At 40.3% G+C, this 19,625-nt stretch carries 19 protein-coding genes; 15 read left to right on the top strand and 4 right to left on the bottom strand.

Annotation, left to right across the window (positions count from 1 at the left end):
• Nucleotides 1-89 precede the first annotated feature (89 nt).
• The 3 genes from J2S07_RS17880 to J2S07_RS17890 all read right to left on the bottom strand — a co-directional run bounded on the left by J2S07_RS17880 (nt 90) and on the right by J2S07_RS17890 (nt 2,831).
• Nucleotides 90-698, bottom strand: a complete 609-nt coding sequence (locus tag J2S07_RS17880; RefSeq protein ID WP_307151776.1) for a DUF5666 domain-containing protein — start codon at nt 696-698, stop codon at nt 90-92.
• A gap of 79 nt (nt 699-777) precedes the next feature.
• Entirely contained in the window at nt 778-2,136 is a 1,359-nt protein-coding gene (locus tag J2S07_RS17885; RefSeq protein WP_307151777.1) for a sensor histidine kinase, read from the bottom strand.
• A complete protein-coding gene (locus J2S07_RS17890) occupies nt 2,133-2,831 on the bottom strand; it encodes a response regulator transcription factor (RefSeq protein WP_307151778.1) in 699 nt (232 codons plus the stop codon). The genes J2S07_RS17885 and J2S07_RS17890 overlap by 4 nt, the downstream gene beginning before the upstream one ends.
• A 1,113-nt stretch (nt 2,832-3,944) precedes the next feature.
• Here J2S07_RS17890 and J2S07_RS17895 point away from each other — a divergent pair.
• The 7 genes from J2S07_RS17895 to J2S07_RS17925 all read left to right on the top strand — a co-directional run bounded on the left by J2S07_RS17895 (nt 3,945) and on the right by J2S07_RS17925 (nt 11,063).
• Nucleotides 3,945-4,859 (top strand): PD-(D/E)XK nuclease family transposase, encoded by a 915-nt coding sequence (locus tag J2S07_RS17895; RefSeq protein WP_307151779.1) that lies wholly within the window; start codon nt 3,945-3,947, stop codon nt 4,857-4,859.
• A gap of 313 nt (nt 4,860-5,172) precedes the next feature.
• Nucleotides 5,173-5,478, top strand: coding sequence for an S-layer homology domain-containing protein (locus J2S07_RS17900; RefSeq protein WP_307151805.1), 306 nt, complete (start codon nt 5,173-5,175; stop codon nt 5,476-5,478).
• A gap of 154 nt (nt 5,479-5,632) precedes the next feature.
• A complete protein-coding gene (locus J2S07_RS17905; RefSeq protein ID WP_307151780.1) occupies nt 5,633-5,782 on the top strand; it encodes a hypothetical protein in 150 nt (49 codons plus the stop codon).
• Nucleotides 5,783-5,830: 48 nt separating this feature from the next.
• Entirely contained in the window at nt 5,831-8,662 is a 2,832-nt protein-coding gene (locus tag J2S07_RS17910) for an ATP-binding protein (protein WP_307151781.1), read from the top strand.
• A 73-nt stretch (nt 8,663-8,735) separates the two neighbouring features.
• On the top strand, nt 8,736-8,930 hold the full coding sequence (locus tag J2S07_RS17915) for a hypothetical protein (RefSeq protein ID WP_307151782.1): 195 nt from the start codon (nt 8,736-8,738) through the stop codon (nt 8,928-8,930).
• Nucleotides 8,914-9,963 (top strand): methyl-accepting chemotaxis protein, encoded by a 1,050-nt coding sequence (locus J2S07_RS17920; protein ID WP_307151783.1) that lies wholly within the window; start codon nt 8,914-8,916, stop codon nt 9,961-9,963. Before J2S07_RS17915 ends, J2S07_RS17920 begins: the two co-directional genes overlap by 17 nt.
• Before the next feature lie 32 nt (nt 9,964-9,995).
• Nucleotides 9,996-11,063, top strand: a complete 1,068-nt coding sequence (locus J2S07_RS17925) for a response regulator (RefSeq protein WP_307151784.1) — start codon at nt 9,996-9,998, stop codon at nt 11,061-11,063.
• A 79-nt stretch (nt 11,064-11,142) separates the two neighbouring features.
• Here the strand turns inward: J2S07_RS17925 and J2S07_RS17930 are convergent, their stop codons facing one another.
• Nucleotides 11,143-12,798: an FAD-binding dehydrogenase gene (locus tag J2S07_RS17930; protein WP_307151785.1), complete on the bottom strand. Its 1,656-nt coding sequence runs from the start codon at nt 12,796-12,798 to the stop codon at nt 11,143-11,145.
• Between the two features lie 207 nt (nt 12,799-13,005).
• On the opposite strand from J2S07_RS17930, the gene J2S07_RS17935 reads away from it, so the two are divergent.
• From J2S07_RS17935 to J2S07_RS17970, 8 genes are all read left to right on the top strand, one after another.
• Nucleotides 13,006-13,644, top strand: a complete 639-nt coding sequence (locus J2S07_RS17935; RefSeq protein ID WP_307151786.1) for an NUDIX hydrolase — start codon at nt 13,006-13,008, stop codon at nt 13,642-13,644.
• 421 nt (nt 13,645-14,065) lie between these two features.
• Nucleotides 14,066-15,058 (top strand): Gfo/Idh/MocA family protein, encoded by a 993-nt coding sequence (locus tag J2S07_RS17940; protein ID WP_307151787.1) that lies wholly within the window; start codon nt 14,066-14,068, stop codon nt 15,056-15,058.
• Nucleotides 15,059-15,119: 61 nt separating this feature from the next.
• Complete coding sequence (gene yknW, locus J2S07_RS17945) at nt 15,120-15,773, top strand: YknW family membrane protein (protein WP_307151788.1); 654 nt, start codon at nt 15,120-15,122, stop codon at nt 15,771-15,773.
• Nucleotides 15,773-16,894 carry an efflux RND transporter periplasmic adaptor subunit gene (locus tag J2S07_RS17950; RefSeq protein ID WP_307151789.1) on the top strand — a complete coding sequence of 374 codons (1,122 nt, stop codon included), beginning with the start codon at nt 15,773-15,775 and terminating at the stop codon, nt 16,892-16,894. Before yknW ends, J2S07_RS17950 begins: the two co-directional genes overlap by 1 nt.
• Nucleotides 16,891-17,577: an ABC transporter ATP-binding protein gene (locus J2S07_RS17955; protein WP_307151790.1), complete on the top strand. Its 687-nt coding sequence runs from the start codon at nt 16,891-16,893 to the stop codon at nt 17,575-17,577. Before J2S07_RS17950 ends, J2S07_RS17955 begins: the two co-directional genes overlap by 4 nt.
• Nucleotides 17,574-18,767, top strand: a complete 1,194-nt coding sequence (locus J2S07_RS17960; RefSeq protein ID WP_307151791.1) for an ABC transporter permease — start codon at nt 17,574-17,576, stop codon at nt 18,765-18,767. The genes J2S07_RS17955 and J2S07_RS17960 overlap by 4 nt, the downstream gene beginning before the upstream one ends.
• 128 nt (nt 18,768-18,895) lie before the next feature.
• On the top strand, nt 18,896-19,216 hold the full coding sequence (locus J2S07_RS17965; protein ID WP_307151792.1) for a hypothetical protein: 321 nt from the start codon (nt 18,896-18,898) through the stop codon (nt 19,214-19,216).
• 135 nt (nt 19,217-19,351) lie between these two features.
• Entirely contained in the window at nt 19,352-19,558 is a 207-nt protein-coding gene (locus tag J2S07_RS17970) for a LysM peptidoglycan-binding domain-containing protein (protein WP_307151793.1), read from the top strand.
• The last annotated feature ends 67 nt before the right edge of the window (nt 19,559-19,625 follow it).

Here is a 19,625-nt window from a genome sequence, read left to right on the forward strand (position 1 = left end):
TATATTTTTTAAGAATTTCCTAAGAAATCCAATTTCTATCAAAAAAACAAAGCCTATCATCTGGCTTTGTTTTGAAAAAAAGAATTTAATTAATCATCATAGCCCCCGTCGTAGTCATCTTCGATATCAATGCCGATAATTTCAACATTTTCGTTAAAGGTGATATCTGCTGGGAGGCCTTCAATAGGGCCCATATATCCGTCCGTTTCAATGCGGAAGTTTGAAGCCTTCTTGAATACATGCTCAGAACCATTATAGCTGATGGTTACCTCTTGGTCTGTTACAGCCACAATTGTACCGTGGGCGTCCATCGTTCTATCTGTCTCAAGTTTGTAGGCAAACTCTCCGTTAGCATTAATGTCGACCAACGAGCCTTCCTTTAGTGGTAATAGAAAATCCTCGACTCTAGTATTAGCATCTATTTTGAAGGTTTTACTTCCTTGAAGAGGAACCTCAACGGTCAAAGAATCACTTGTTAGAGCAGTTACCTTCCCGTCAAGCTCGATAAAAAGATTATTTGCCTGTATGCCGGTGTTAGCTGTAGTTCCTTGCGTATTACTGTTCGGAGAGTTCGTATTACTGACGTAGTTCTTATAACCTCTTCTCTCATCATAGAATTCTTCATAGACCAAAACAGCCCCGATTCCTAAAACAGCCACAATCGCCCCAATAATAGAAAATTTTTTCCAGTGTTTCATCTTCAATTCCTCCATTTCTTTATTAGCCTTAATGTAACAGCGGAAATTAAGATGATTATTTGATGTTTGTAAGAAATTCTTAAGAAAAGCTTGAGGCAGCTTTTAGATAAACGGTGACTGTTGTGCCCTTATTAATCTCACTATCAATTTCAATCGAACCACCGCTTTGCTCGATAAGGGTGTTGGCAATTGTCAGGCCTAGTCCACTACCACCTGTTGTTCTCGTCCTTGATTTATCAACTCGATAAAAGCGCTCAAACAAACGCTTAATTTCCTCCTTGGGAATTCCGGCTCCCTGGTCGATAATTTGGATGGCTGGTCCATTGATGCTTTGGGATGTACGGAGAACAATATCTTTTTCACTATATTTCAAGGCATTATCTAGTAAAATGATCAAAACCTGAATCAGCTTTTCACGATTAAACAGGGCAAACAAAGGCTCATCATCATGTTCAATGACAATTTTGCGATTGGTTGCCATATGCAGCCGTTTGGCTGTGCTTTCACAAATTTCAGTAATATTTATGTTTTCAACCTCGAAAGGCTTCTGATTCATCGTAGCTAGATCAAGGAACTGCTCGACCATATGATGCAGTCTCTTCGATTCATCCTGAATGACTTCAATGGCCTCATCTAAAAGCTCGGGGTCAGACTTGCCCCATCTCTTGAGCATAGAGGCGTAGCTCTCAATTACTGTCAGCGGGGTCTTCAATTCATGAGAGGCATCCGAAATAAATTGCTCCTGCTTCTGAAACATAATCTCTAAAGTATCAATCATCTGGTTAAAATGGTTCGCTAATTGATAAATTTCATCCCGTCTAGACTGACGCAGCTGAATTTTCTTAAATCTTCCGTCCTTCTGAATATTGTTCATCGTCATTCCGATTACAGAGATTGGCCTTAAGAATACCCTTGATACCCATTTTCCAAAAAAAATAGCAAGCACAATTAATAGGAGAGAAACACCGATGAGTATGGTGAGTAGAACATCAAGGTCCTCAATCCGATCATCCATGCTTCTTGAGAGTTCAATCGAACCAATCATTTCATTATTTTTATAGATAGGTGACGAAAATAGTGCAACCATCTCTCCATCAAGGGTAACCATTTCTGATCTTGACACCTGAGACGCCCGTACCGGGAGCTCGTACAGTTCATCATCATCTGCAGCACGAAACACTATGGCTCCATTGCGATCGAGAATTCGTATCATTCCATCATCAGGGATAAATGATTGATAGAAGGGATGCATCTTTTCTGAGAAAAGATCATTTATCTCACTTGTTTCGAGGAGCCTTTCACCTATATCGGCTAGATTATCCATTTCGCGATTTTCTGTCACCTTGAGAAAGGAGAAATAGATAATGGAACTTGCGACGACCAGGATAAGAAGAGACCAGCCGATTAAGAGCCAGCTTAGCTTCGTCTTGATACTCATGTGTTTTGCCCCTTTAGCATGAATCCTACGCCCCGAATTGTATGGATGAGGGGATAATCATAGTCATGGTCGATTTTTTTTCGTAAATAGCCAATATAAACATCGACAACATTGGTTTCTCCAACATAATCAAAGCCCCAGACCTTGTTTAAAAGCTGGTCTCTTGAAAGCACCTGATTCCGATTGTCTAGTAGGAATACAAGCAAATCAAACTCTCTTCGTGTCAATTCAATTGGAGTGCCTGCCCTTTTAACCGTTCGAGCTCCCTCATCAATCTCTAGATCATCGATACTTTTAAGTGCAGTGGCAGAAGATTGACTGTTACGTGTAGTCGACACTCTTATCGCAGAACGCATTCTTGCAAGCAGTTCCTCCATCTCAAATGGCTTCGTAATATAATCATTTGCCCCATGATCGAGGCCATTTACCTTATCAAATACTGAATCGCGTGCAGTAAGAAGTATCACCGGTGTGTTCTCATCTTCCATCCGAAGTCGTCTTAACACCTCAAATCCACTCATCCCTGGTAACATCACATCAAGAAGGATTAGATCCCATTTTTCTTCCTTCGCTCGAGACAGACCGTCTTTTCCATTTTCAATCGTTTCCACTTCATAACCCTCATGCATCAATTCCAGTGAAATGACCCTCGAGATACGCACTTCATCTTCAATCACAAGAATCCTTTTTTTCATATGCCTTTCGCCCCACTCTTATTATTCTGTATCCTAACTATACTGCTTTTTGATAGGGAATGAGTAAGAGAATTTTAAGAATACGTTAAGAAAAATCAAATCAATAAATGAAAAAAATAGACGGAACTAAAATTGTTATACCAGACTTGGCTGTGATTTGTGATAAAACAGGGTTGCCCAATTAAAGATATATTGGTGTTCCCGCATTGGTTGTCGAAATTCTAAGCCTTTCTAACCAAACCCAGCATTTAATATTAGGCTGTTTTCGTACGGAATGTTGTTTTGGAATGGCTCTACTGCCAGCCATTCCTCTTCATACGTAGCGTGCGATACGCATTTAGTAAACAGCTCTTTTCTCCGTTTTATTAATAAATATACGAGCAAAATCACTAGTTTAGCTTAATCATTTTGTCTAAAAGCAACAATGTTTGAGAAAAGAGCCTAATACTATTACCGTTTCGTTATAGCGCTTTTTTATTTCTTTGACCATCCAAATTAATGGTATGTATGTTCAGCAAGACTTGAAGGTTGAGACAGGAGTTATTACATCGAGGGTTCAGCATGGTTTTTGTGTGGAAATTGGAGAAATTTTTTTATAGCAGAGAGAGGATCGACTTGATTTTGTTCAGCCAATCCTTTTTTTATCGAGAGGACAATAAAAAACTTATTCTAGCAATTACACATTGAAATAGGATCCTATTTTCTTCTACGGACTAAAGTGGATTTTTGTCGAAATTGTTCTGTAAGGTTCTTTATAATATAGTATTGTATGTATTGAGGGAATGGGGGAATTTCGAACAATTTGAGATTACAAAAACATATAAAACTACATTAACTATGGATTGATGTAGAATTTAGGAAATAAAACCTCCGTGAAACATGAATGTGGAACAAGAAAATTCGAGGAGTGACAGGCACCGAACCTACCGAACCTTAGAAATCGAAGAAGCAGCAAGAGAGCATGAATTTACTATGGATGCTGAAGGAAAAGAAGTTTTGAAAAAATAGCAATAACACCAAGAGGGTTGCCACGATTAAATCTGGCAATCCTCTTTTAAAATTTATATGATACAATAAAATAGCTATATATTCTAATTGAAAGGAAGTGTTCAGTTGATAACGACTAGTATTGTTTATGAGGAAACCAATTATTACATCGACCACGACCGATTGTTTAAAGAACTCATCAAGACGTTTTTTCAAGAATTTATTGAAGCCTTTTTCCCTGAGGAGTATGGGTATATCGATTTCTCACAACTCACTTTTCTAGATAAAGAAATATATACCGATATTGTAATGGGTGAAAAACGAGAGGTCGATATTTTGGTTGAAACAAAGCTGAAGGGTAAAGACACTATTGTTATTGTTCATATCGAGCCCCAATCCTACTTCCAGCATGAATTCCACGAAAGAATGTTTATTTATAACAGCCGCCTCTACGAACACCATCGAAAGCCTATACTTCCAATTGCCGTCTTCAGCTATCCTAATAAGCGTGACATTCCTACTCAATTTACAATCTCATTTCCAACATTGAAAATTCATGAGTTTCAATATTTACAGCTTCATCTCATTAAGAAAAATTGGCGAGCATTTATTCACAATAATAATCCTGCTGCTGCAGCCTTGTTAAGTAAAATGGGATACGCTGAAGAAGAACGTATTCAAGTAAAACTTGAATTTCTGCGAATGCTAAGTAAAATGGAATTAAATCCAGCGAAGATGGAACTCCTCTACGGTTTCTTTGAAACGTATTTACGGTTGAATGAAAAGGAGGAAGAACGAATGAGAGAGGAAATAACAAAGCTTCCAGAACATGAGATGAACCAGGTGCTCAAGCTACCAAATTCCTATTTTGAAAAGGGAATTAAACAGGGTATTAAAGAAGGAATCGAACAAGGAAAATTGATACAAGGGATAGAAATAGCCAAAAAAATGTTAGGAAAAGGGATTGACGTTAATAGCATTAGAGAGTTCACAGGACTCCCAAAAGAAATGATAGAAGATATAAAGAAGGAAATGGATTAGTAGTTGTCTCGTTGATAAAGCAGCAAACTAAGCTATTAAGAGTCATATTCAATGGCGTTCTATTCGGAAACGAAAGTGGCGGTGATGAATTAAGTTCGCCACCGTCACTTTCGTTTTCTTTTTATTTTCGTCAATTATATTGGCATTAAGTGGATATAAGTTCCATTGAATTCAAATGAAATTTATACTATTCTCATAAAAAGAAAGGGACCCGAAGGTCCTAAAATCGGTAGTCATCAATGACTCCTGACTTTAACAGCTAAACAGAAAAAGACATGCAAAAAACCTTGATAGCTGTGGAAAACTCTCAAGTATCAGCAAGGCTAGTTACAAGGATGTCCCAGCAAAGTACTGGGCAGCTGACGCCATTAATTTCTTGAAAGCTACCGAAATTATGGTTGGTTATGAGGATGGCAACTTCCACCCAGAAGAAAAGCTAACAAGAGCTCAAGCCGTGAAGGTGCTTAACCGTCTTTTCAAGCGTGGTCCATTAACTGAAGTAACTACTCCAACCTTCAAGGACGTACCAACTACTCACTGGGCATATGAAGAGATTGAAGAAGCGGGAAGAGAGCATCAATACAAAATAGAAAAAGATGGAACAGAGATACTAAAATAATAATGAGAGGAAGGGGATGTTTCAATCAATGAAGCATCCCCTTTCTCTATACTTTTCCATAATTTTTTAAAATTTCGGTATTGAATGGATACCAAAACCACACTACAATCAACTTACTAGGAACATTTTAAATTGAGCGTGAGGAATTGGTCGAATGAAGAAAGTACCAGTGATCGTATTATTAATTGTAATTACATTGATGTTAGGTGTCATTACCAATCAAATATTTAAGCAGATTCATAGTCCTCGTGTACCCATAGCGAAGAATGGGGTACTTGATGCCCGTGACTATGATTTTCAATAGGGAGCAATTGAGCTCAAAGGGGAATGGGAGTTTGTTCCAGGTCAATTATTGGAACCAAAACAATATGATTCAGCTCTTTCTCATTCCGTCAAAGTTCCCTCGTTATGGACAAAATACGAAATTGACGGAGCGAATGTGCCGAAATATACGAATGGTACGTACCGCCTCAAAATTTTAATCGATGAAAATGATGATGTCTTTGGAATAAAGACAACGAATATACGCATGTCCAATGCTATTTTCATCGATGGGAAGCTGAAGGGACAGAGCGGGCAGCCTGGGGATGAGGATACATATGTGCAGCACAATATTCCTTATTCAGTTTATTTTTCTCCAGATCAAACAGAAATAGAATTAATCGTCCAGGTAGCTAATTTTGATTATGCTTCTGGCGGCGGAATCGTCGGTTCGATTTATTTTGGCGATCAGCAAAGTATTTCAAAACTTCATGAGAGCTCCCTTCTATATGATTGGGTGACCATTTCAGCTTTCATCATGATGTTTATTTATTTCTTTGGAAGTTATCTTCATTTTAAAAAAGATATTGAGCTGTTCTATTTTTCTCAATTATGCTTGGCAGTCATTGGCTACTCCGCCTCACATGGAGAGAAGGTGCTGCTGTCAATTATTCCGAATATGACGTATGAAGTATTTGAGAGAATCCAAATGGTTACGAGTATTTGTTTTGGAATTTTTCTACTTCTGTATTTTTATTATGCCTTACAAAAATATGGGAATAGAAGGATCTTGCAGTTGTTGGTAGCAACTGGAATTTTTCTAAATGCTACTTGTGTATTGCCCATTCGTCTTCACTCGGAATTGCAGATGGCATATTCAACCTACCTGCTTATCATCATTTTGTATGTAATTTTTATCCAAATTAGAGCTATTAAGAATAAAGAAACCGGAGCCGTCTATTTAACTGTCAGCTCGGTTGCCATACTTGGGTATTTTATCGTCGGTACGTTGAATGTAATTAGTAATTTTCAATTGACCATTTTACCACCTTTTTTGCCGTTTATTATTTTGACAATGCTTTCCCTGTTCATTTCCTACCGTTTTACCGATTCATTTCTGAAAAAAGAAGAGCTTTCCAATGCACTCATGCGTATTGACAAATTAAAGGACGAATTTTTGGCAAAGACCTCCCATGAATTCCGAACGCCACTCCATGGAATTACTGTGATTTCCCAATCCATCATAGACAGAAAGGATTCGGGGATGAATGAAGCTGAAAAAGAAAAAGTATCTCTTATCTTAAGTATTGCGGAACGCCTGTCTCATCTTGTGAAAGATATATTGGATTATTCGAAGCTTCAGCAAGGTGAATTAAAGCTTTTGAAAACCCCAGTTGATTTGTATGCGCTCATCCATGTCACTGTTGAAATCTTTCAGTATATGATTAAAAAGGATTTGCGATTGACAAGCCATATCCCCCGAGGGACATTTGTTTTTGCAGATGAAGATAGGCTGCGGCAAATTCTCTATAATTTAATCGATAATGCAGTGAAGTACACGGAAGCTGGAAGTGTGGACATTTCATGCTATAAGCAAATGGATAAGGTGGTGTTGGAGGTTCGTGATACGGGAGTGGGGATACCACCAGAACATATGGAACGATTATTTGAGCCCTTCACGCAATTCGATAATTCGGTAAAGGGAGCTGGTTTGGGTCTTAGTGTCGTAAAGCAGCTTGTTGAAGTACAGGGAGGAGAAATCTCTGTACATTCGAAGGTTGGAGAAGGCACCACTTTTTTAGTTTCTTTACCTGCTGCTTTCCCAAATGAAATGAGAAAAAAGAAGGTCCCAAGGCAATATTTTTCGATCCAAAGTCCGGTAGCGTTATCATTGCCATATCGATATGAAAATGGTCCGAAAAAGATTCTGATTGCCGATGATGATCATGTCAACTTAAGAGTTCTGATCGATACACTTGAGTCAGAAGCCTATTCGATCATTGCAGTCGATAATGGGGCGGCCGTACTTGAAGAGTTAAAAAATAATCCTGAAATCGCTCTCGTTGTCCTTGACATCATGATGCCAGGATTATCAGGATATGAGGTTAGCCAACAAATTAGAAAATCTTTTAATCTCTCGGAATTACCTATACTCATGCTGACTGCTGCCATCACTCCAGAGGATATGATTGCTGCGTTTCAGTCTGGAGCAAATGATTTCTTGCATAAGCCATTCGTCGCTTCCGAACTGAAGACAAGGATAAGGAATCTATTATTAATGAAGGAATCATCAGAAACGGTTACGAAAATGGAGATTGCCTTTTTGCAGGCGCAGATCAAGCCTCATTTTATCTATAATGTGCTAAATACGATATTATCTCTAAGCTATATTGATTTGGAAAAATCACGAACGATGATCACAGATTTTGCAACATTCTTGAGGGGAAGCTTTGCTTTCGAAAATACAAGTCGATTGGTGCCACTAGAGAAGGAGCTCTCATTGATTCAATCCTACGTGAATATTCACCGAACGAGATTTCCGGACCAACTGGAATTAGAAATTGAGATGGATGGGGATTTTCATTGCTTGATACCTCCATTATTGCTGCAGCCGCTTGTTGAAAACGCAATTATTCATGGCCTCAAGAATAAGTCTGAAGGTGGAAAGGTAACAGTAATCATTAAGAAAGAGAACGGACAGGTCATTTTTCGAATTATTGACAATGGAAAGGGGATTCCAAAGGAAGTTCTCAGGAAAATATGGGATAAGGATAAACAAATTAAGCAGGGAGTGGGTCTTCTAAATATTGCCAAACGGCTCACCCATTATGAATCCTCCTCGATTACAATTGATAGCAATGATATCGGAACGATAGCAGAAATACATTTTCCGTTTTTGAGAGAACCTCAATCTATTTCGTAGGATATTTGTTCAGAATATGTTCAGTAGAGGTTGATAGACTTATACCATGAATTTTGAGTGGTGGAGGGTTATGATGAAGTATAATATTCAACTGAAATTAATTACAGTGGCCATGCTCATCCTATCAGTGCCATGTCTCGTTATTGGTTTCGTAGGCTATGAAACTTCCAAATCTAATATGGATGAACTTGGGAGACAAATGCTGAAAAATAGTGCGAAACAAGTAATCCAAATGATTGATGTGTTAAATGATGAAGCAGGTAAATAGACTTGCCACAGGTGATTTAACGGCAGAACCCCTGCAGGTCAAACAAAAGGATGAAATTGGTCAGCTTGTTCACGATATCAACCAAATGACCATAAATCTGCAAGAAATGATCGGAGAAGTGGCAAGAACAACCGAACAGGTTGCAGCGACTTCAGAAGAACTGTCTGCAAGCAGTGAGCAAACGAGTAAGGCGACAGAGGAAATTACCTTATCGATTCACAAAATTTCCACAGGGTCGGAAGAGCAGATGTCAAAGGCATACCATGCCGCACAAGAAATGGAGAATATTTCTGACACCATTCAACAGATTTCGGCAAAATTTCAAGAGGTAGCCACCTCTTCGAATGAAGCGACTAGACAAGCAACTAGAGGAAACGAAGTGATCCTAGAATCCATAAAGCAGATGGATCAGATTAAACAATCTAGTCATGAAATGAAAAAAATCATTCTTTCTCTAGGACAGAAGTCAGAGCAAATTGGTGCCGTCATTTCGATCATTACCTCCATTGCAGAACAGACTAATTTATTGGCCTTAAATGCTGCAATTGAAGCGGCACGGGCAGGGGAATACGGAAAAGGATTTGCCGTGGTTGCCGATGAAGTTCGGAAGCTAGCTGAGCAATCAGCTGAGGCGGGGGAACAGGTGAATCAGCTGATCTACGGCATTCAACAGGAAATGGATGAAACCATTAAAGCGTCTATAACAAATAGCTCCGTCATTGAGGCTGGGATTAACTTAGCAGATAGTGCAGGACAATCCTTCCAAGAAATACAACAGGGAGTAAAAACAGTGACTTCTCAAATAGATGAGATGGCAACCATGGTAAAAGAAATGACGGTAAGTACTGATAAGGTTGTTAAATCGGCGGAGGATGCACAGGATATCGCAACTGAATCAAGCAGCTTCATTCAGAATGTAGCCTCGGCAGCGGAGGAGCAAAATGCATCAATGGAGGAAATCTCTGCATCGGCTGATGTATTAGCTCAAATGGCTGAAGGACTTCAATCAATCGTATCAAAATTTAAACTATAACATAGATTTAGCAAAAAGACGGGGTGACCATGATGCTCAAAGTGGTATTGGTCGATGATGAGATATTGGCATTAAATTTATTGGAGGCCATTTTGATTGAGATAGGGGATATTGAGATTGTAGGAAAATTCTTGAATCCAATTGAGGGGCTTGAACAGATTCAAAAACTTAAGCCGGACCTTGTCTTTCTAGATATTGAGATGCCTGAAATGACGGGGATGGGAGTGGCGGAAAAAATTAATTCCTCTGACACTGATATTGTCTTTGTTACGGCATATGACCACTATGCCCTTGAGGCATTTAATGTTCAGGCGGTTGATTATGTTCTCAAGCCGATCGAGAAGGCAAGATTAAAGAAGACGATAGAAAGAATTCTCCAACGAAGGAATGTCCAAAGCGCGTTAGGGACGGAAATAGAAGTACTATATGCGCGTTTGCTTGGTGATTTTCAATTAAGAGATATATATAATAAGCCAATAAAATGGAGAACAAAAAAAGTTAAGGAGCTATGTGCGTATTTGATCCACCACAATGAACCTGTTCATCGTGATGCGATTATGGAAGATTTATGGCCACAGTACTCAAGCGATAAAGCCTCGGCTCTGCTTCATACGACCATCTATCAACTTCGAAAAAAATTCAGGGATATAGGAATAGAAAATCCAATCCGATTCTTGGATGAAAGATACCGATTGACGGTAGATATTTTTACAGATGTCGATGAACTACAAAACCTTCAAGCTTCCGGAAACATTGAAAGGCTTATAGATTTTTATAAAGACGACTATTTATCAGGGGATAGCTATCCATGGTCTATGCATAAAAGAGAAAATCTACATAAGGAATTTTTACATTACCTAGATAGCTTTGTCTTCTCAGCTAATATTGATACTAGAAAACAAGATATTTATAGAAGAGTAATCGAAAAGCTATGTGAGCTGGAGCCTTGGGAAGAACGGTATGCAATGGAGCTGGTGAAATATTATATTTCGAAGGGGAAATATAAAGAAGCAAAGGATTCATTTAATGGCTATAAAACATCCCTAAAACAAGAGCTTGGCGTGGAACCAAGAAAGGAATTCGCACAATTGATAGATTAGCATTTCTTAAATGTATATGACTAGTTACTCCCACCTATGATGTCGAAGTGGGAGTATTTTTTGTTTTGATGAATTTTGATTATCCAAGCTCCTTCGCCATCGCCCTTCCAGCTTGTCTGCCCGTAAACAAACATCCGCCTACAAAGGTCCCTTCTAAGGAACGGTAGCCGTGAATGCCACCCCCACCAAAGCCTGAAACCTCTCCTGCGGCATATAGACCAGGAACAGGGTCACCAGAAGAACTAAGGACACGTCCAGACAAATCCGTTTGCAGCCCACCTAATGTTTTTCTGCTTAAGATATTAAGACGAACGGCAATTAAAGGAGCGTTTTTCGGATCAAGGAGCTTGTGTGGGGAGGCCACTCGAATCAGCTTGTCACCAAGATAATTCCGTGCCCCACGCATCGCTGTGATTTGCAAATCCTTTGTAAATTTGTTATCGATTTCTCGATCCCGAGCTTCTATTTGTCTTTGGATGTGTGAAAGATCGAGTAGATGTTCTCCTGTAAGTTTATTCATCCCATCAACAAGCTCTGAAAGCGTGCCTGCAACGATGAAATCCTCTCCTTTATCCATGAATGCCTTAACGGGAGCGGTTGGCCCAGGCAATACTCGTGATAGCACCTTTTTAATACTTTTGCCGGTAAGATCAGGGTTTTGCTCAGAGCCGGAGAGGGCAAATTCTTTTTCGATGATCTTTTGTGTAAGGATGAACCATGAATAGTCAAAGCCTGTTTTTTGAATCGCCTCGAGCGTCCCAAGTGTATCAAATCCCGGAAAGTTTGGTGCAGGGAAGCGATTTCCTTTGGCATCTAGCCAAATGGAGGATGGGCCTGGAAGAATGCGAATGCCATGCTTGGGCCAGATCGGGTTCCAGTTCTTGATTCCTTCTGTGTAATGCCACATCCGGTCACGATTGACGATTCTTCCGCCAGCTCTCTCGGTAATGGCTAGCATTCGACCATCCACATGCTCAGGGACACCAGAAATCATTCTTTGTGGCGGTTCTCCTAAGCGAGAAGGCCAATTTTGACGGATGAGATCAAAATTTGCTCCAATCCCCCCACTTGATACGAGCACGGCCTGTGAATAGAACTCGAATGTATCAACTACTTCACGAGAGCTCGCTTCTCCTCTAGCAGCCGTGCTAGGAACAAGAATGGAGCCATTTACTCCGACTACTGCTCCATTTTCCGTCATAAGCTCGTTGACTTGATGGCGGGGACGATAATCGACTAACCCCTTTGCCATGGCCTGCCGAACTCTCTCTTCAAATGGTTTCACCAGCCCTGGACCAGTCCCCCAAACGATATGAAATCGGGGAACTGAGTTGCCGTGTCCTTCCGCTAAGTATCCTCCACGTTCCGCCCAGCCAACAACTGGAAAGAAGCGTACCCCCATATTGTATAGCCATTCCCGTTTTTCGCCAGCGGCAAAATCGACATATGCCTCTGCCCACTTTTTCCCCCAATAGTCCTCGTCATCCTCTCGATCAAAGCCAGCTGTACCAAGCCAGTCCTGCCAGGCTAATTCACGTGAATCCTTAATCCCCATTCGTCGTTGCTCTGGTGAATCAACTAGGAAAAGACCACCAAAGGACCACCAAGCTTGTCCACCCAATGAGCTTTCCGGTTCTTGATCGAGTAGGAGCACCTTTTTTCCTGCATCAGTGAGCTCAGCTGTAGCGACCAAGCCTGCAAGTCCAGCTCCTACCACAATGACATCATACTTCATGTTATTTTCCCCCTTGTTATGCATGTTGTATATTTCTGATTATTTAATATATTCACTTTTCAAAGGAGGATTTCCTCCTAACAAAGCAGAAAAGACACGAGATGCCTGATTTATGTGTTCGTTAGGATCAAAAAATCAAATGGCTTAAGAAAGTGGTGGATAACAGCTATAATAAAGGAAATGGAATTGGTTAAGAGGGTGAATAACTTGAAAATAGAGGAGATAAAAAATAGAATTCACGGTCGTGAGCCGGGAATTATGGGAAGCGATCGGCTTACTCGATATGCGGTGCTACTCCCGATCATTGAAAAAAATGAAGAACTGCATATTTTGTTTGAGGTGCGTTCCCTCGAACTTCGCAGGCAGCCAGGGGAGATTTGCTTTCCAGGCGGAAAAGTTGATCCTAAAGATATAGATGAAAGGCATACCGCCATAAGAGAGACCTGTGAAGAATTAGGAATTTCTGAAAAAGATATTGCAGATGTTACCCCGCTCGATTATATGGTCAATCCCTTTGGAACGATCATCTACCCATTTGTTGGCTTTCTTCACGATTCTTCACAAATCATTCCGAATCCTGATGAAGTGGCTGAAGTTTTTACTGTTCCTTTAACCTATCTGCAAAATACAGGACCGGATATTTACCAAATCGATTACAAATTAGAACCGGAAGGCAAATTTCCTTTTCATCATATTATCGGAGGGGAAAAGTATAAATGGCAGGCGAGAAGTATGGAGGAGCACTTCTATTACTACGAGGATAAGGTAATATGGGGATTGACAGCGAGGATCCTCACTCATTTCTTACAGCTAATCGAAACATCTTCAAAACGAGATAATTTATAATTATTCTAAATAAATATTGACTTTAATTTTTAATTTGGTATAATTCTAATTAAGATATGGTAAATAATTAGTTTTACGATAGATTACTTGTTTGCATGAAGGAGAGGATTGAATTTGGTTAAGAAAATCTGTAATATCTGTCAACAGGAAATGGTTCAGCTCAAACATTCCAGTATTTGTGCATGCGGACGAAAATTATTAACAAAAGTTAAATAATAATTATGCAAACTTGGTCAAATGGCCAAGTTTTTATTTTTTTCGGGGATGTTTGCGAAAAATGAATGATATTTGCGGAATTAGGGATTTATTTGCGAAAAATAGCAGATTTTTGCGAAAGTCCACGGATTTTTGTGAAACTCAATTTTCATGGAAGTTTTGGTGTACACTAGAAGAATAACCTACATAAAAAGGAGGAATCTTCATGATTCGCTTTGGAATCATCGGAACAAATTGGATTACGGATCGGTTTCTACAAGCGGCAAGTGGGCATCCAGACTTTCAGCTCTCTGCAGTTTATTCACGAACAAAGGAGAGAGCAATGGATTTTGCGGCGAAGTATGGGGTCAGTCTCACTTTCACAAGCCTAGAGGAAATGGCAATGAGCAGTGACATTGATGCAGTTTACATCGCAAGCCCTAATTCTTATCATGCAGAGCAGGCGATTCTTTTTATGAATCATAAGAAGCATGTATTATGTGAGAAGCCTATTGCATCAAATGCATCAGAATTAAGAAAAATGATTCAAGCGGCAAAGGAGAACAATGTGCTTCTAATGGAGGCGCTTAAGACCACTTTTCTTCCTAACTTTCAATCGATTAGGGACAATTTGTCGAAAATCGGTCCTGTGCGCCGCTATTTTTCAAGCTACTGTCAATATTCGTCAAGGTATGATGCTTATAAGGAAGGGAACGTCTTAAACGCCTTCAAGCCAGAGTTCTCCAATGGGTCATTAATGGATATTGGGGTGTATTGTCTCTATCCTGCAGTCGTCCTATTTGGCAAACCAAATGAGATCAAGGCAAGTGGTCTGTTGCTTGAAACAGGCGTAGATGCAGAGGGAAGCTTAATCCTAAAGTACGAAGACAAAGAGGCAGTGATGATTTTTTCGAAAATCACGAACTCCTTTATTCCTTCTGAAGTACAGGGAGAAGAAGGAAGCATTGTCTTTGATAAATTGAATCCTCCTGAGGATGTAAAAATTTACTACCGCAATGGAGAAATAGAGGATATTTCGTGCGCACAAACCGAACCCCCGATGTACTATGAAACAAAGGAATTTATCGAACTGATTAAAACAGGCAAGAGGGAATCCAGTATTAATTCACTTGAATATTCTTTAATGGTGATGGAAATCCTTGATGAAGCAAGAAGACAGATGGGAGTTGTCTACCCAAGTGACGAAATGCAAGGGTGAAACTTTTTTTTGTATCAATCGTAAGTGAAAAGGAATACCTATCGGATTGGAGTGTTATGAAATGGAAAAAAGTACTGGAAAGCCGTCCTTACTGGGAATGTTCTGGAGTCCTAGCGAGCAGTTTGAAAGAATACGCCACCAGCCGCGGATATGGCTACCATTAGCGATTGTGACCCTAATCTACACGGTTGCTTCCGTTATAATGGCCACCATGATGAAGGCTGAGGATTTAGTTGTACCGGGAGCTCTCACGCTTGAGGATGCAGAGGCGTTCCTCGGATTCACAAAAATTACAACGGTGGTATCTGGTATAGTTGGGACGATCATTGGAATTTTGGTTTCCTCAGTCATTTATTTAATCATCGTAAAAATTGCCAAAAAGGATACGACATTTAAGCAATTATTTTCCATGACCACTTATATTATGGTGATTAGCGCCACGGGGATGTTATTAAATTCGCTCCTGCAAACGATGCTTGATGGAAAGCCTGGAATTCAAATAACTAGTCTTGCGGGCGTGATGAATAGTGATTCGCTCGTTCTCGCTCAATTTGAAGTATTCTCCATCTGGGGCCTAATTTTAACAGCTATAGGTCTTCATAAGGTTGGTCAACTTTCAAAAGGTGCTTCATGGGCGATTGCCATTGTCTTCTTCCTAATCGGGCTTGGCTTCGCCATGATTGGAACAGCCTTTGAGGGGATTACGGGTCTATAATGAAGAAGAAAATTTGGATTGGGATCGGTGTGACAGCTTTGCTTCTCACCATGATCGGTATAAGTGTCTATCGAACAGCCTTCAGTAAGCCCCCCACAGTAAAAATAATTGAAGCTAAGCTTGAAGAGGTTTCTTCTTTGCTGATGACTCCGGGAACATTGGAATTAGCGGACGAACAATCGGTCTTTGCCTCTCCAGAAATTGGAGAGGTCGAAGAAATTCTTGTTGAAAAAGGACAGCAGGTAAAGAAGGGAGATATCCTAGTTAAATTCAAAAATCCCCAGCTCATGCTTGAACTAGAGCAGAATAAGCTTTCGATTGAATCTGGGAATCTGCGCATCAATCAGCTTGATAAACAGAAGAAAGCCTTAGATGATAGGAAGAAGGAATTAGTAAAGCAGATCGGGAAAAAAGAAGCGGATAAACAAATGGCTTCTGAATTTGAACAGCTTGACATGGAAAAGAAGCTTGCGAATATCGAATTAAAGCAAACTCTTCTCCAAAAGGATGCTCTTGAAAAACGTGTGAAGGAGCTTGAGGTTGTTAGTTTGATAGATGGCATGGTGCTATCCGTTCATGAGCCAACTCAAGCTCCGACGGATACTGCTCAGCCGATTGTCATCGTAGGGAGCCTTAAATCTTTGATCGCAACAGGGTTGTTATCCGAGTATGACGTTCTTAATGTAAAAGAGGGTCAAAGGGTGATCCTGCAGTCAGATGCCCTGCCTGATGAAAAATGGGAGGGTGAAATTATTGAGGTGGGAACGATCCCAGCGAGCAGTGCCCTATCTAACACTCTTGAGAACCAAGCGGTTCAGTACCCGATTTCCGTGCAGTTACAGAGCACGAATATCCCGTTAAAACCAGGCTTTCAATTAATCATGGAAATTGAAACAGAAAAGAAAAAGGGAATAGCGGTACCCATCGATGCCATTACATATGAACAAGAAAAAAGCTATGTGTTTGTCGTTCAAGATGGCGTAGCGCATAAACAAGAGGTAACAATTGGGATATCCTCGGGTGAAAAAATAGAGATCGTGAAGGGGCTCAAAGCCGGAGACAAATTGATCAAGAATCCATCTGGCAAAATAACAGATGGAATGGAAGTGTCTACTCAATGATTGAGTTGAAGAATATTACGAAGTCGTATTCCGTTGGCAAGGAAAGAATTGATGTCTTAAAGTCTATTAATCTAGTCATAGAGGATGGAGAATTCACGTCGATTATGGGACCCTCCGGTTCTGGTAAATCTACCTTGATGAATATTATTGGCTGCCTTGATAAGCAAACCTCAGGTGAGTATTTTCTGAACGGGGAAAATATATCGGATTATAAGGATACGGATCTGGCTCGAATCCGAATTCAATCCATCGGCTTTGTTTTTCAACAATTTCAGCTATTGCCTCGGTTAAATGCCCTTCGGAATGTGGAGCTTCCAATGATCTATAGCGGGCTCTCAAAAAAAGAGAGGCTGGAGCGGGCTGAGCAAGCGCTGATCAAGGTAGGGCTAGGGGATCGAATGGAGCATCTTCCAAACGCCCTATCTGGAGGGCAGAAGCAGAGAGTGGCAATTGCCAGGGCCATCGTCAATAACCCTAAGCTCATTTTGGCTGATGAGCCTACAGGTGCCCTTGATACGAGAACGAGCGTTTCGATTATGGAGGAGTTTTCAAAGCTCAATGAAGAAGGGACCACGGTTGTTCTTGTCACCCATGAATTAGAAATTGCTGAGTATACGAATCGAAAAATCATGGTTCGGGATGGAGAAATTGTTGCGGATGAGACAGGGAGGCTACAGCCATGAGTTTGATGGAAAATATTAAAATGGCCTTTAGCTCCTTGAAGGCCCATAAGCTCCGCTCGATTTTGACGATGCTAGGAATCATTATTGGCGTTGGGGCCGTGATTATCGTTGTAGCCATTGGACAAGGTGGTGAGGCGATGCTGAAATCCCAAATTACCGGACCAGGAAATACGATTGAAATTTTCTACCAGCCGAGTGAAGAGGAGCTACAAGCGAATCCCAGTGTTCTTTATGAAGCAGCTTTTACATCGGAGGACATTAGAATTTTAGAGGCTATTCCAGAGGTGAAGCAGGTTGTGGCCTCCAGTTCTCAATTTTCACCAATACGATATCGCGACAAAACAGCCGATAGCTCTGTTTTTGGCATTAATCAGGCCTATATGGATTTGAATGATCTGCAAATTGAGAAGGGGCAAGGTTTTGCCGCCACAGATTTTTTTGGTGGAAGAAGGGTTGCCTTAATCAGTCACTCCTTGCAGGAAAAGGTATTTGAAAATAAGAATCCTATTGGGGAAGTAATCCGCATTGGAAACCAGCCTGTTGAAATCATCGGTGTTCTTAAGAAACCAACGGGCTTATTTTCCTTTGGTTCAATGGATATCTATCTTCCGTTTAATACGTGGAAAATGGTCTTTGGAAAGGACGATATTACTCAGGTCACCCTTCAGGCTGCTTCGGCAGATCAGATTCAAGCATTGGGTGAAAAAGCTACCTTTCAGCTGAATCAGTTTCATAAGACCGAAGACTCTTATATGGTGATTAATATGGAGGAAATGGCCGAGGGAATTGGGCAAATTACAAGGATTATGACGATTATCATCGGCAGTATTGCGGGGATCTCCCTGTTTGTTGGCGGAATTGGCGTGATGAATATTATGCTCGTTTCAGTGACAGAGAGAACCCGTGAAATTGGCATTCGCATGGCGCTTGGTGCCACTAGAAATCAGGTACTCACTCAGTTTCTTATTGAATCCATTATCCTGACGCTGATCGGGGGCCTAATTGGAATCCTATTAGGTTGGGGAGTCTCCTCGGTGGTCGCATTCTTTGCTGGTTGGCCGTCGCTTATCTCCTGGCAGGTCGTTGTTGGTGGAATTATTTTTTCCATGGCAATTGGCATTATTTTTGGATTGCTCCCAGCGAACAAAGCATCAAAGCTTGATCCAATCGAAGCATTGAGATACGAATAATGATCTCAGACATAAAAAGACTAAATTTTGTCAAAAATATATGGATAAAAGATGAACTTTATCCAATCTTTATCCAACGGTTAACTTCATCTCCTATAATGTGAGTGAAGATGGTGGAGGTGCCTGTTATGCATATAACTACTTATATTGAGTTGGAAAATCAAGAGGTTGAAGAAATTACCGAAGCAAAAATGATTTTTGCTACGGAGCAGGTTAACGAACATATTATTGAAACATGTGTAGAAGGATTTGAAAGGTCAGACACAGGGGAGAAAATGTCCTCTGAGGAGGGCATTCAAATGGTTTTTGATCACCTCAAGAAAAAGGGGATCATTCCAAATGGTGTAGAGGATTTCTCATTTGAAATGCCATCCTGTGAAAGATTGAAGAATTCAGAGCATGAAGAAGATCTACCGCAAAATGTAGTCATTACCTATGTAGTAGCTTGATTGTTTGATTAAGGCCCTTTCCTTTTTAGGAGGGGGCTTTTTTGATTCCCAATTTGTCTAAACGTTTGATATTGTCATAGGTTTAATGCCTAGTTGAGCGGGGTAGAAGGAAGAAAAAGCATGGTGGTGATGGAAATGGGTAAGAGTACAGTAGTCCATGGTAGCTTGAGATCCTATAAGATCAAAAGAGGTGACACAGTCTGCTCCATAGCTCGGGAATTCAACATATCCATAATCTCCATTTTAAAGGTCAATAAACATATGGATCCAAAGCAGCTTACCATTGGTGACACACTATGTGTACCAGTTGAAAAGGAAACGAATGTTGAATATGGTACTTAATATACAAGGGGATGTCATCACGAAAAGATGGCATCCCTTTTTCAACGCCTCAAGTTTTATCGCAAAT

This window comes from Anoxybacillus andreesenii (genome assembly GCF_030813005.1).
GTDB classification, from domain to species: Bacteria; Bacillota; Bacilli; order Bacillales; family Cytobacillaceae; genus Robertmurraya; species Robertmurraya andreesenii.